This window comes from Serratia sp. CMO1 (genome assembly GCF_015689115.1).
Lineage (GTDB): Bacteria > Pseudomonadota > Gammaproteobacteria > Enterobacterales > Enterobacteriaceae > Serratia > Serratia marcescens.
In genome coordinates this window covers 4,680,513-4,694,027 of the sequence record NZ_CP065032.1, presented here as the reverse complement: position 1 = coordinate 4,694,027, position 13,515 = coordinate 4,680,513, and the positions used below count along the sequence as shown (strand labels likewise).

The following is a 13,515-nucleotide window of genomic DNA, read 5'->3' as shown; positions in this document are numbered from 1 at the left end:
ACAGCTCCGGGCAGCCTGTTGGCCCGAAAGCGATCGCCGTACGCATCTGTGCATCATATAACAGGTTTTCACAGGCGGGGCGGGTGATGGAAACTATTATATAAGCAATGATTAGTTTTGCGGTGTAAACGTCGCCCGGCGCTGCTTGTCTTAAAGTGTAGGAGAACATCGGATCGTGTGATGCTTACTGATTTCCCCTGCTATCGGAAAACGGTTGATGCAAGGTTGCCGTGCAGGTGAGTAAATTATAGCGATGAGGGGAAAGCGGAAAAATAACTCCACCGGGGGGATTTTTGCCGAGAAATTAAAATTTCCATCAAATAAACGCCATCTTCATAGTTTTCTCATAATTGGTGAATAAATCCGAGACGGGTTTTAAAAAGTTTACACACCCTCGCATTACTTGAAATTTATCAGCCTATTATTATCTCCGACAACGAATGAGCCTGTTAACGTACAGCGCTCCTGATGAAGAAAATTTTTAAGGAAATGATTATGCGTAAATTGACGGCTTTATTTATTGCTTCCACGCTGGCTCTGGGTTCTGCTTCCGCGGCGTTCGCCGCCGATACGGCGACGGCTCCGGCGGCGGATGCGGCGCCGATGAAAATGATGCATCACAAGGGTGAAGGCAAAGGCGGCCCGTTCGCCGGGCTGAACCTGACCGAGCAGCAGCGCCAGCAGATGCGCGATATCATGAAAGAGTCGCACCAGAAGCGCGGGCCGGGCATGAAAGAGGAGCGCCAGGCGCTGCACAATCTGGTCGCTTCCGACAGCTTTGACGAAGCGAAGGCGAAGGCGCAAATTGACGCGATCGGTAAAGCGCAATCCGAACGCATGCTGGCACGCGCCAAAGCGGAAAATAAAATGTATAACCTGCTGACGCCTGAGCAGAAAAAACAATACAATGAGAATTATCAGAAACGCGAGCAAAAGATGATGGACCACATGAATAAAATGAAGGAGCAGATGCCCGCCGGTCAGTAATATCCGCTCGCGGTAAATAATAAAGGGCCAGACTATTTGTCTGGCCCTTTTTCTATTTGGCGTTATCACCGGCAGGCTTTGCCGTGGGTGATCATCATTCACCGCCGACAATGTGCCGAAACTGTTCGGCAACGGCCTGCGCAAAGCGCGGGTCGTTAATATGATAAGGCGTTTTTATCAACCGGCGTTTGCCGGTGGCGTGCACCGTTTCTTCCAGCGCTTGCGTAAAGGCGGCCAGCGCCGCCGGATCCCAGAACGGTTGGCCGGGCGCATCCAAAGCCGATACGCCGCCCGCCGGGATAACGAAACGCACTTCGCCCGCGCAGGCGTTGATTTTTTCGCCCATCCAACGCCCCATTAACGCATTCTCCCGCGCGCTGGTGCGCACCAGCGTCACTTGCGGGTTGTGATGGTGACGCAGACGGTTGGCATAGTGAGCCGGCACCGTATTCGGCGCGCCGAAGTTGATCATGTCTATCGCGCCGCAGGAGAGCACGCACGGGATGCCGGTACGCGCGATGGCACCGAAACGATCCGCATTGCAGGGCAGCATGCCGCCAAACAGGTAATCGGCCACTTCGGTCGTGGTCAAATCGATGGCGCCGTGCAGTTGGCGGTTATCGATCAGTTTTTCCAACGATCTGCCGCCGCTGCCGGTCGCATGAAACGTCAGACAATCCCATTGCGATCCCAGCTCGGCAACCAACGCCTGAACGCAGGGCGTGGTGACGCCAAACGTCGTCAGGCCGATCGCGGGATTGTTGTCGTGATAGTCGACGGCGGCGAAGTGCACTGCGCCGGCTATCTGGCGCGCCGCGTTGCCCAGCACCCGTCGCGAGATGCGATTCAGGCCGGCGAGATCGGTGACCGAATACAGCATGTTGATATCGCTGGCGCCGACATAGGCGGAAACGTCTCCCGCCGCCATGCTCGAGACCATCACTTTCGGCAGGCCGATCGGCAGCTGCTGCATGGCCGGCGTGATGATGGCGGTGCCGCCGGAACCGCCCAGGCCAAGCAAGGCGGCGATATCGCGGCGCGTCAGGATAAAACGTTCGAAAGCGGTCGCCATGGCGGCGATCGCCTGGCCGCGACTGGCGCAGAAGACCGCGTCGGCGCCTGCCGGATGGTGGCGTGCGACGTCTTCTGGACCGATATCGGCCGGGGAGTCAAACGGCAAGCGACGAGTGGAAAGATCGACGGTTCGCGTGGGTAAATTCAGGGCAGCGATCAGCCGCCGTACATACTCCAGCTCTTGTCCTTTCGTATCTGCTGTGGTAGCAATATAGACAAAATTTGAAGTGTCTTTCATGTATTTTCCTGGGGTGTTTCTAATTTTTATTTAAAAATCATTTTATTATATTTTTATAGGGTGCCCTGGTGTTGGCGTTTAAATTAAATTGATTAATGTATTTATATAATGAGACGGCAGTATCATTTTTGCAAGGGCAGCTCAGTGCAAAATGGGACTCCTGTCTCATTTTTGAGCTTTTCAACGTGGCCGGCGCTTTGCCGGCAGCCAGTCGACAGAGGCGCATCCTCTGTTGCGCAAGCGTGTGCAGATGCATGAGGTTTATGTGCCGATAGATGCCTTTCCCACCCCGTTTGATCCTTCACTGACTTCCACCCGGGCAAAAACCTACCGTTTGTTGCTGGCCAGCGCGATGACGCTGTATGACGAAGGGGCGTTTCCTTCGATCACCGAACTGGCGGCGCATGCGCAGGTATCGCGTGCGACGGCCTACCGCTATTTTCCGACCCAGAGTGCGCTGATTAGCGCCGTGGTGGCGGAAAGCCTGGGGCCTATTCTGGAATGGCGCCCGCAAGACGATGACGCCCTGAAACGCATCCGGCAGTTGCTGACTTTCGCCTATCCTCAGATGGAGCGGCACGAGGGAGCATTGCGCGCGGCGCTGCAACTCTCTTTGCAACAGTGGGCGCACGCGACGCCGGGCGAGAAATTCGTGCGCGGCAACCGCAAGCGTCTGTTGGCGCTGGCGGTGGAACCGCTGCAGGGCAAACTGCCGCCGGACTCTCTGCAGAGAGTGATTCATGCTTTCTCGCTGATTTACGGCTCGGAGGTGTTCCTGGTGCTGAAAGATATCTGGGGGCTGGAGCTTGAGAGCATTCAGGACGTCACGCAATGGATGGCCAAAGCCATTCTGCGTCAGGCGGAAGAGGACGCGACGAACTGCAAAAAAACATCAGCAGGATAATCCAATTTTTGCCGATGACCGAGTGAAAAACCAGCATAATTCACTGAGTGAATATTGGCAAAATTTATAATTAAAAGTGATAAAAGACGCCTGTTAAGCACTTTTCAGGCGGCCGCATCCTTTATGTCTCCCTAGATTATATTTTTATTTATCAGCAAATTATAATTTATCCCTTCACGTGTTATCGCCATTTTGATACCGGCAAACGTCATTGTCATTTCTTATCGGCACTGGCCTGATTCCCCCCTGAAACATTCTCTCCTCCCGTTGAGCTGCCGGATGACACATTAAGCGCACTTGAGATTGTTGTGCTTTATTTATTTGGTGTTACCAAACTGTTACACAAAAAATCTTATAAAACATTTGCAAACAACAACGGACGGTATCTGGGATGGAGAAGAAACTTAGAGGAGTCAAATCCGCTCGGGCGGCCTTCGGCTGGCCTGAAATCGGAGTTCATCGCGCACAATGGAGCGCGATGCTGATCTGCCTGACGGCGATTGGCGGGGCGCAGGCCTCCAGCTATATAGAGAACGGCAAAGCGGGCGATCCGGCCAGCTGGCGCAGCAGTGAGTTCAATGCGGAATGGGGGCTGGGGGCGATCCACGCCGACCAGGCCTACGCCGCCGGTTATACCGGAAAAGGCATCAAACTTGGCATTTTCGATCAGCCAGTCTACGCCAAGCACCCGGAGTTCGCCGGTGAGAATAAGGTGATCAATCTGGTTACCGAAGGCATCCGCGAATATACCGACCCCTATATTCCGGTGAAAAAAGGCGACGCTTTCCGCTATGACGGCACGCCGAGCGTGGATTCCGATGGCACGCTCGGTTCGCACGGCACCCACGTGGGCGGCATCGCCGCCGGCAGCCGAGACGGCGGCGCCATGCACGGCGTGGCGTTCAACGCGCAGATCATCAGCGCGGAAAACGGCGATCCCGGCCCGGAGGACGGCATCATCCTCGGCAACGACGGCGCGGTGTACCAGGCCGGTTGGGATGCGCTGGTGGCCAGCGGCGCGCGCATCATCAACAACAGCTGGGGCATCGGCATCACCGAAAAGTTTGATGAGGGCGGTTATGACCCGGCTTATCCGCATTTCACAGTAAACGATGCGCAAAAGCAGTTCGATCAGATCAAACAGATCCTCGGCACCAAGCCCGGCGGCGCCTATCAGGGCGCGATCGACGCGGCCCGCAGCGGCGTGGTCACCATCTTCGCCGCCGGTAACGACGGCAATCTGAATAACCCCGATGCCATGGCCGGTCTGGCTTATTTTGTGCCGGACATCGCGCCGAACTGGCTGTCGGTCGCCAGCCTGCAGGATCCGACCAATACCGGCGATTACAGCATCAGCACCTTCTCTTCTCGCTGCGGTTACACCGCCAGCCTCTGCGTCTCGGCGCCGGGCACCCGCGTATACAGCTCGATAATCGAAGGCACCAGCGTGGAGAATCTGACGACCGGTTACGCCAAATACAGCGGCACTTCGATGGCGGCGCCGCACGTGGCCGGCAGCGTTGCCGTGCTGATGGAGCGTTTCCCGTATCTGAATGGCGCGCAGGTGGCGGAAGTGCTGAAAACCACCGCCACCGACATGGGCGCGCCGGGCATCGACGCGCTCTACGGCTGGGGGATGATCAACCTGGGCAAGGCCATCAACGGCCCGGGCATGTTGGTGACCGCCGAGGATATTCCCGAAGAATTCCGCATTCCGGATCCGACGGGCGTGGCTTACGGCCCGACCCAGTTTGTAGTGGATCTGCCGGGCGTCGGCGCGGTGCTGGACAAGGGCAAACCGACCGAGCGCGTTTGCAGCGATGTGTTGTGCGGCCTGGATTTCTGGAGCAACGACATCTCCGGCCATGGCGGCTTGACCAAACAGGGCATCGGCACGTTGGTGCTGACCGGTAACAACACCTATTCCGGCCCGACGCTGGTCAATCAGGGGCGGCTGGCGATCAACGGCTCGGTCACCTCGGCCGTCAGCGTGCAGAGCGGCGGCATCGTCGGCGGCAGCGGCACGGTCGGTTCGCTGACCGCCCGCCGCGGCGGCACCGTGGCGCCGGGCAACTCGATCGGCACCCTGAACGTGGCCGGCGACGTCAGCTTCGAGCCGGGTTCGCGCTATGCGGTGGAAGTGGGGCCGAACGGCCAGAGCGATCGGATCCAGAGCGGCGGAGCGGCGACGATCGGCGGCGGCGAGGTGGCGGTCACGCTGGAGAACAGCAGCAACCTGCTGACGCAAAGCGAGGTGCGCAGCCTGCTGGGCCAGCAGTACACCATCCTGAGCGCGCAGCAGGGGGTGAGCGGGCAGTTTGACGCGGTGGCGCCGAACTACCTGTTCCTCGGCACCGGGCTGAGCTACCAGCCGACCGGGGTAACGCTGAGCGTCGGGCGCAACGGCACGAGCTTCGCCAGCGTGGCGCAGACGCCGAACGAACGGGCGGTGGCGGCGGCGGCGGATGCGCTGGCGGCGGGCAACCCGGTGTACGAGAGCCTGCTCAACAGCGGCTCGGCGGGCGAGGCGCGGCAGGCGTTCCGCCAGCTGTCGGGGCAAATCCATGCGGACATCGCGTCGGCGCTGGTGAACGACAGCCGCTACCTGCGTGAGGCGCTGAACGGGCGCCTGCGTCAGGCGGAAGGGCTGGCGAGCTCGTCGGCCATCAAGGCGGACGAGGACGGCGCCTGGGCGCAGCTGCTGGGGGCGTGGGACCATGCATCGGGCGACGCCAACGCCACCGGCTATCAGGCCTCGACCTACGGGGTGCTGGTGGGGCTGGACTCGGCGGCGGCGGCCGACTGGCGGCTGGGGGTGGCGACCGGCTACACCCGCACCTCGCTGCACGGCGGGTACGGGTCGAAGGCGGACAGCGACAACTACCACCTGGCGGCGTACGGCGACAAGCAGTTCGGGGCGCTGGCGCTGCGGGGCGGGGCGGGCTACACCTGGCACCGCATCGACACCAAGCGGTCGGTGAACTACGGGATGCAGTCGGACCGCGACACGGCGAAGTACAGCGCGCGCACCGAGCAGCTGTTCGCGGAAGCGGGCTACAGCGTGAAGGGCGAGTGGCTGAACCTGGAGCCGTTCGTCAACCTGGCGTACGTGAACTTTGAAAACAACGGCATCGCGGAAAGCGGCGGCGCAGCGGCGCTGCGCGGCGACAAGCAGCACACCGACGCGACGGTGTCGACGCTGGGACTGCGCGCGGACACTGAGTGGCAGGTGAGCCCGGGCACGACGGTGGCGCTGCGCAGCGAGCTGGGGTGGCAACACCAGTACGGCGGGCTGGAGCGTGGCACCGGGCTGCGGTTCAACGGCGGCAACGCGCCGTTCGTGGTGGACAGCGTGCCGGTGTCGCGCGACGGGATGGTGCTGAAGGCGGGTGCGGAAGTGGCGGTGAACGAGAACGCCTCGCTGTCGCTGGGCTACGGCGGGCTGCTGTCGCAGAACCATCAGGACAACAGCGTCAACGCCGGCTTCACCTGGCGCTTCTAAGCAACATCGACTCAATCCTTGTACGGGAACCGCCTGCGGGCGGTTCCTTTTTCACATCCTGCTAATGAGAACCCGGCGCACCTGGGGCGTCGGCCAATAACAAGCAAAAGGTAAGGAAATGACAACAACAATGGGTTTTGATAGCAAAGGAAACGCTCGCCGCTCGCCGTGGCGGCTGAACGCGCTGGTCTGCTGCATGGCGCTGGCGGGGTATGCGCAGGCGGCGCCGCACGAGGTGAGCGGCCAAGCCGGCGATCCGGCCAGCTGGCGCAGCGCCGAATTCAACGCCAACTGGGGGCTGGGGGCGATCCACGCCGATGAGGCCTATGCCGCCGGCTACACCGGCAAAGGGCAGAAGGTGGGCATTTTCGATACCCCGGTCAACCGCCATCCCGAGTTCGCCGGCGACGGCAAACTGATCAACGTGGTCACCGAAGGCTATCGCGCCTATACCGATCCGCACCGGCCGGGGATTAACGCCGGCGATCGCTTTTACTTCGACGGCACCTTCCACTTCTACAGCGGTTCACAGGGCATGCTGAGCAATCACGGGGTGCACGTCGCGGGCATCAGCGCGGCGAACCGCGACGGCGTCGGCATGCACGGCGTGGCCTTCGATTCGCAGGTGATCAGCGTCGATAACGACAACGACGGCCCGGCCTACGGCGAATTCCTTGGCCTGGACGGCGCCGTCACCAATGCCGGCTGGCAGGCGATGATCAAGAGCGGCGTGCGGGTGATCAACAACAGCTGGGGCGTCAGTATTCCCGATTTCCTGTCCGACGGCGGCCGCGATCCCAACGCGCTGCACTTTGAGCTGAAGGATGCGCAGGAACAGTTCGATCAGGTCAAACCGCTGCTCGGCAGTTTGGCCGGCGCAGGCTATCAGGGCGCCATCGACGCGGCGCGCAAAAATATTCTGGTGCTGTTCGCCGCCGGTAACGACGGCAACTACAACCAGCCGGATGTGATCAGCGGCCTGGCCTATTTCGTGCCGGACATCGCGCCGAACTGGCTGTCGGTCGCCAGCGTGGCGCAGGATGCGACATCGACCAACAGCGTGCCTTACACCATCAGCAGCTTCTCTTCCCGTTGCGGCTATACCGCCAGCTTCTGCGTCTCGTCGCCGGGCAGCAAAATCTACAGCACCGTGGCCAACGGTTCCGATCCGGCCAACCTGGTGTCGGACTACGGCAATAAAAACGGCACCTCGATGGCGACGCCGCACGTCACCGGCGCGGTGGCGGTGTTGCTGCAGCGCTTCCCGTACATGAGCTCGGCGCAGATTGCCGACGTGCTGAAAACCACCGCCACCGACATGGGCGCGCCGGGCATCGACGCGCTCTACGGCTGGGGGATGATCAACCTGGGCAAGGCCATCAACGGCCCGGGCATGTTCTATACCGTCGAAGATATTCCTGCGGAGTTCCGCATTCCGGATCCGACGGGCGTGGCCTACGGCCCGACCCAGTTTGTCGCCAATATTCCGGGTCTGGGCGCCGAGGTGGATGCCGGCACGCTGCACGCCAGAAAGTGTGACGACATCAGTTGCGAGCTGGAAGTCTACTCCAACAACATCTCCGGCCATGGCGGCCTGACCAAAGAAGGGATGGGCACGCTGGTCATGACCGGCGCCAACACCTATGCCGGCCCGACGCTGGTTAATCAGGGGCGGCTGGCGATCAACGGCTCGGTCACCTCGGATGTCAGCGTGCAGAACGGCGGCATCGTCGGCGGCAGCGGCACGGTCGGTTCGCTGACCGCCCGCCGCGGCGGCACCGTGGCGCCGGGCAACTCGATCGGCACCCTGAACGTGGCCGGCAACGTCAGCTTCGAGCCGGGTTCGCGCTATGCGGTGGAAGTGGGGCCGAACGGCCAGAGCGATCGGATCCAGAGCGGCGGAGCGGCGACGATCGGCGGCGGCGAGGTGGCGGTCACGCTGGAGAACAGCAGCAACCTGCTGACGCAAAGCGAGGTGCGCAGCCTGCTGGACCAGCAGTACACCATCCTGAGCGCGCAGCAGGGGGTGAGCGGGCAGTTTGACGCGGTGGCGCCGAACTACCTGTTCCTCGGCACCGGGCTGAGCTACCAGCCGAATGGGGTAACGCTGAGCGTCGGGCGCAACGGCACAAGCTTCGCCAGCGTGGCGCAGACGCCGAACGAACGGGCGGTGGCGGCGGCGGCGGATGCGCTGGCGGCGGGCAACCCGGTGTACGAGAGCCTGCTCAACAGCGGCTCGGCGGGCGAGGCGCGGCAGGCGTTCCGCCAGCTGTCGGGGCAAATCCATGCGGACATCGCGTCGGCGCTGGTGAACGACAGCCGCTACCTGCGTGAGGCGCTGAACGGGCGCCTGCGTCAGGCGGAAGGGCTGGCGAGCTCGTCGGCCATCAAGGCGGACGAGGACGGCGCCTGGGCGCAGCTGCTGGGGGCGTGGGACCATGCATCGGGCGACGCCAACGCCACCGGCTATCAGGCCTCGACCTACGGGGTGCTGGTGGGGCTGGACTCGGCGGCGGCGGCCGACTGGCGGCTGGGGGTGGCGACCGGCTACACCCGCACCTCGCTGCACGGCGGGTACGGGTCGAAGGCGGACAGCGACAACTACCACCTGGCGGCGTACGGCGACAAGCAGTTTGGCGCGCTGGCGCTGCGCGGCGGGGCGGGCTACACCTGGCACCGCATCGACACCAAACGGTCGGTGAACTACGGGATGCAGTCGGACCGCGACACGGCGAAGTACAGCGCGCGCACCGAGCAGCTGTTCGCGGAAGCGGGCTACAGCGTGCAGGGTGAGTGGCTGAACCTGGAGCCGTTCGTCAACCTGGCGTACGTGAACTTTGAAAACAACGGCATCGCGGAAAGCGGCGGCGCAGCGGCGCTGCGCGGCGACAAGCAGCACACCGACGCGACGGTGTCGACGCTGGGGCTGCGTGCGGACACTGAGTGGCAGGTGAGCCCGGGCACGACGGTGGCGCTGCGCAGCGAGCTGGGGTGGCAACACCAGTACGGCGGGCTGGAGCGTGGCACCGGGCTGCGGTTCAACGGCGGCAACGCGCCGTTCGTGGTGGACAGCGTGCCGGTGTCGCGCGACGGGATGGTGCTGAAGGCGGGTGCGGAAGTGGCGGTGAACGAGAACGCCTCGCTGTCGCTGGGCTACGGCGGGCTGCTGTCGCAGAACCACCAGGACAACAGCGTCAACGCCGGTTTCACCTGGCGTTTCTAAGCCAAGCGGTCATTACAGGGTCAACGGAGCCGGCATGCCGGCTCCGTTTTTATTTGCGGCTGCGGGGTGAGTCCGTATGATGGCGCGGCACCAGGGCAATAAAAAACCGGGACCCTGACGGATCCCGGCTTAAAAGTGGGTAAAACAGATTAGCGCTAAAGGCTCAAGCCCCGTTTTGCTTATGCAGTCCAAGCGATGTGAGCATCGTCTCAGTAGCGGCAACGGAACAAATTTTCCCTGGTGTTACTATGGTTATTATTAAAAATCGTGCTGGTGTTATTTTTTATAGTGTATTGCTGTATGTCTCTTTTTATACCATGTTTGACGATACAACATGGTATGTCAAGCAACGTTTTTAACGCATAATTGCATGGGATGCTAGTTTTAGGTGTGGCTTTTTCAGCAGAAATAATCAAAACGACTGATAAATCAGTAAAAAAAATCGAAGGAACAAATGGATAACAATCATCAAAAATTCGATTCACAGTCGATTGCCAATCGGGTCAGGGAGCTGTTTTTACATTACGGGATTGGAAAACGTCAGCATGCCCGCGAACTCAGCCGCATCTTGGATCTGAGTTTTTCACATGCGCACCGCAAATTGAAAGGGCAAAGCCCCTGGACGCTGGAACAGATCAACAGCGTCGCGGCCGCGTTGGGAGAAACGCCGGCGGCGATCGCCGATTTGAGCGCCGAACATGAGACGACCGAGCCAAACATGGCGCGTGATGCCATCTTTTTCGTGGCGGGGGTGGCGATGCCCTGCGTCGGGCACATTGGCGACGAACTTCCTGCCGGGCGGCCGGCGGAATTTGTGGCGCTGCGCGTGGAGGGGCAATGGCATATCTATCGCGCCGATGAGGCGCCGGCAGGCACGCGTTACGGCGTTGAACTGATAGAAATTCGGCCCGGTTACGGCGATGACGAGCGGTTGAGCATCGCGGTATTGGACGATTCGCATCAGGCGGCCGATGAGCTGGCCAAGTACCTCGGCGGCTGCGGTTTCAACGCAGTGGCGTTTTACGATGTCGACAGCTTCTGCCAAGCGCTGCAGCAAAGCCTGTTCGACGGTTACGTGGTGGACTGGCTGATCGGTGAGGAAACGGCGGATCGCTGTATCGCCACCATCCGCGCCTCCGACAACCCGGACGCGCCGGTACTGGTGCTGACCGGCGAACTGGGCACCGACCGACGCGAGTCGGAGATCGCTCAGGCGATGCGCGAGTACGATGTGCTCGGTCCTTATGAAAAACCGGTGCGGCTCCATGTGATCGAAGCCGCACTGCAACGCTGTTTTAATCTTTAGCGGGGAACACCTCGGCCAGCGCGCTCGACAGCGCATCCAGCCGAACCGGTTTCATCAGGTAGTTATCGAACAGGGCGCGCTGATCCGCCGTCAGCTGCTCCGGCGTATAGGCGCTGATGCCGATGATTGGCACATGGCGGTTGGGGCCGCGACGATTGCGCAGCTGCCTGGCCAGGGCGGCGCCGTCGATGCCCGGCATCTGCAGATCCAGCAACAGCGCGTCGTAAGGGCGTCTGAGCAGTTTCTGCAACGCGCGCTCCGGCGAGTCGCACAGTTCGTGCTGGTAGCCCAGCTTGTCCAGCAGCGCCGCAAAGGCATCCCCCACCGACTTGTTGTCATCCACCACCAGCACCTGCTGCGGCTTTTGCTGCAGGGGGGCATTGGCGGCGGCGGGCTCGTCGGCGCGCTCTTCTTCACTGATCTGCACCGGAATGCTGACGATAAAGGTGCTGCCTTTCTTGATTTCGCTGTATACCGTGATAGTGCCGTTGAGCAGCGTCACCAGGCCGTGCACGATCGCCAGCCCCATTCCCACGCCGGCATACTGTTTGGTATGCGACTGATCCAACTGGGTAAAGGGTTTGAAGATCTGATCGAGCTGGTCTTTTTCAATACCGATGCCGGTGTCGGTCACTTCGATGATCAACGAATTGCCGCCCGGCTGGCGGCGCAGGCAGCTGTGCAGCGTAATGCTGCCGCTTTCGGTGTATTTGTAGGCGTTGGTCAGCAGGTTGACGATAATCTGCCGGATGCGCAGCGGATCGGAGTGCACCAACAGGTGGCTGCACTCCACTTCGCAGCTCAGTTTGACCTGCTCTTTGCGGGTCAGGGTGGCGATTTCGTTGGCGGTTTCCGCGATCAGCTTCTGCGCGTCGAACGGCACGATGCGCAATTCCATCATGCCGCTGTCGAGGTGCGCGTAGTCGGTCAGATCCTTCATCTGGCTTTCGATTTGCTGCGCGGCGGTCTCCAGCCGCTGGAAAGTGTCCGCATGCTCCGCCGACACTCGGGTGTTCACCAGCACGTCGATGGCCGACATCACGCTCTGCAATGAGGTGCGCAGCTCGTGGCCGATGGCACCGAGGAAGGCGTTTTTGGTGCGCGTCGCTTTCTCCGCCTCAATGGCTTTGGCCTGCTGGCGAATGGTCAGCCGCTGCTGGCGGAACACGATCAGGGTGATGGCGATCAGTGCGATCACCGAGAACATGACGATCACCAGCCCATAGAAAATAATGTGCCGTTTCTCGATGTAATCCTCATAGGCTGCGGTGCGCTGCTTCACCTCGGCGTGGTCGGTCAGGTTGGCCATTTCGATAGCGTAAGGCTTGATGGCCTTCATGGCCGCGAAAACCTGGCTGAAGTCGATTTTCGGGTTATCCAGCAGTTTATCGATGCGATCCATCTGCAGGCGCATCTGCTTGACCACTTCCGGGTAGCCCGGCTCGGCGTACAGCGGTTGCGTGGATTCGGAGACGGTTTCCAGCACGTAAAAGCGCGAATAGAGGATTTCGAACCGCAGTCGCAGATTGTCGCTGTCCACCTGCGCGGCATGGCTTTGCTGCTCGACCAGCGTGTCGAACTCCGCCAGCTTGATGGAGAACTTGGCGATAGACCAGGAGTAATTCTCTTGCGTGCCGGCGATGGCATACAGCCCTTTTTTCGACAGGGTGGCGCTGTAGTAATAGAGCGTGACGGTCGAAGCCACTAAAAACAGCGCGGCAAAGATGGCCGGGATCGCCAGCCTGCTGCCGTTCTTAAAGGTCGTCAGCTTCATTTGATCACGATCCTGTCGACTTGCCAGATAAAGCGTGAATTGTACAACGGCGAGTTCAGTTCAGGCCCGGCGGCGTCGCGCGGGTAAACCAGGAACAGCGGGCCGAAGTTTCTGAGCTTCAGCATTTCCCCGTCCATCCTGTAGGCCAGGATCATGTTGTATTTCTTGACGTCGGACAGCGGCACGTCGATGTAATAATCGTTCAGCGCGTAGAAAGTCAGCGTCTCGCCCTTGGCGCCGACGCGCTCCAGGATATCGGCCACCGAAATCCCTTCAAATTTTCTCTGCGGCGTCCAGGAAGTGGAGGTGGTGATGCTGCGCACCGGCATCGCCAACAGCTGCTTATCGGTGAACAGATAGCTTTTTTTGACCGGGTCGGTCACGTTGTCGATCTTGCCCGCCACTTCCAGGGTAAAGCTGAGCGCGCTGCTCTGGGCGATAATCAGGGCCACGCAGGCCATCGCAAGGGTTTTGCATAGTTTGAACAGCATCGGTGTTCTCCAGAGG

8 protein-coding genes are annotated in these 13,515 nt (G+C 60.6%); 5 read left to right on the top strand and 3 right to left on the bottom strand.

Annotated elements, in window-relative coordinates; translation table 11 throughout:
- Window positions 1-495: 495 nt before the first annotated feature.
- Entirely contained in the window at window positions 496-987 is a 492-nt protein-coding gene (spy, locus tag IT763_RS22335) for an ATP-independent periplasmic protein-refolding chaperone Spy (RefSeq protein WP_028128096.1), read from the top strand.
- 94 nt (window positions 988-1,081) lie between these two features.
- Here the strand turns inward: spy and IT763_RS22330 are convergent, their stop codons facing one another.
- Window positions 1,082-2,299, bottom strand: a complete 1,218-nt coding sequence (locus IT763_RS22330; protein ID WP_028128097.1) for a Tm-1-like ATP-binding domain-containing protein — start codon at window positions 2,297-2,299, stop codon at window positions 1,082-1,084.
- Window positions 2,300-2,549: 250 nt separating this feature from the next.
- Here IT763_RS22330 and IT763_RS22325 point away from each other — a divergent pair, with 250 nt between their 5' ends.
- The 4 genes from IT763_RS22325 to IT763_RS22310 all read left to right on the top strand — a co-directional run bounded on the left by IT763_RS22325 (window position 2,550) and on the right by IT763_RS22310 (window position 11,234).
- The gene (locus IT763_RS22325) at window positions 2,550-3,203 is read left to right on the top strand and encodes a TetR/AcrR family transcriptional regulator (RefSeq protein ID WP_042706136.1); all 654 of its coding nucleotides are present in this window, start codon (window positions 2,550-2,552) and stop codon (window positions 3,201-3,203) included.
- A 478-nt stretch (window positions 3,204-3,681) separates the two neighbouring features.
- On the top strand, window positions 3,682-6,705 hold the full coding sequence (locus tag IT763_RS22320; RefSeq protein WP_206195025.1) for an autotransporter serine protease: 3,024 nt from the start codon (window positions 3,682-3,684) through the stop codon (window positions 6,703-6,705).
- 196 nt (window positions 6,706-6,901) lie between these two features.
- Window positions 6,902-9,928 carry an autotransporter outer membrane beta-barrel domain-containing protein gene (locus IT763_RS22315; protein ID WP_371811616.1) on the top strand — a complete coding sequence of 1,009 codons (3,027 nt, stop codon included), beginning with the start codon at window positions 6,902-6,904 and terminating at the stop codon, window positions 9,926-9,928.
- 454 nt (window positions 9,929-10,382) lie between these two features.
- Entirely contained in the window at window positions 10,383-11,234 is an 852-nt protein-coding gene (locus IT763_RS22310) for a helix-turn-helix domain-containing protein (protein ID WP_049300425.1), read from the top strand.
- On the opposite strand, the gene IT763_RS22305 is transcribed toward IT763_RS22310, so the two are convergent.
- A complete protein-coding gene (locus tag IT763_RS22305) occupies window positions 11,224-13,008 on the bottom strand; it encodes an ATP-binding protein (protein WP_016930453.1) in 1,785 nt (594 codons plus the stop codon). The genes IT763_RS22310 and IT763_RS22305 overlap by 11 nt on opposite strands.
- Window positions 13,005-13,499: a molybdopterin-dependent oxidoreductase gene (locus tag IT763_RS22300; RefSeq protein WP_004931017.1), complete on the bottom strand. Its 495-nt coding sequence runs from the start codon at window positions 13,497-13,499 to the stop codon at window positions 13,005-13,007. The genes IT763_RS22305 and IT763_RS22300 overlap by 4 nt, the downstream gene beginning before the upstream one ends.
- Window positions 13,500-13,515: the final 16 nt, after the last annotated feature.

Coding starts and splice junctions, on each gene's coding strand:
- spy (WP_028128096.1), top strand. CDS start 496: ATGCGTAAATTGACGGCTTTATTTATTGCTTCCACGCTGGCTCTGGGT.
- IT763_RS22330 (WP_028128097.1), bottom strand. CDS start 2,299: ATGAAAGACACTTCAAATTTTGTCTATATTGCTACCACAGCAGATACG.
- IT763_RS22325 (WP_042706136.1), top strand. CDS start 2,550: ATGCATGAGGTTTATGTGCCGATAGATGCCTTTCCCACCCCGTTTGAT.
- IT763_RS22320 (WP_206195025.1), top strand. CDS start 3,682: ATGCTGATCTGCCTGACGGCGATTGGCGGGGCGCAGGCCTCCAGCTAT.
- IT763_RS22315 (WP_371811616.1), top strand. CDS start 6,902: ATGGCGCTGGCGGGGTATGCGCAGGCGGCGCCGCACGAGGTGAGCGGC.
- IT763_RS22310 (WP_049300425.1), top strand. CDS start 10,383: ATGGATAACAATCATCAAAAATTCGATTCACAGTCGATTGCCAATCGG.
- IT763_RS22305 (WP_016930453.1), bottom strand. CDS start 13,008: ATGAAGCTGACGACCTTTAAGAACGGCAGCAGGCTGGCGATCCCGGCC.
- IT763_RS22300 (WP_004931017.1), bottom strand. CDS start 13,499: ATGCTGTTCAAACTATGCAAAACCCTTGCGATGGCCTGCGTGGCCCTG.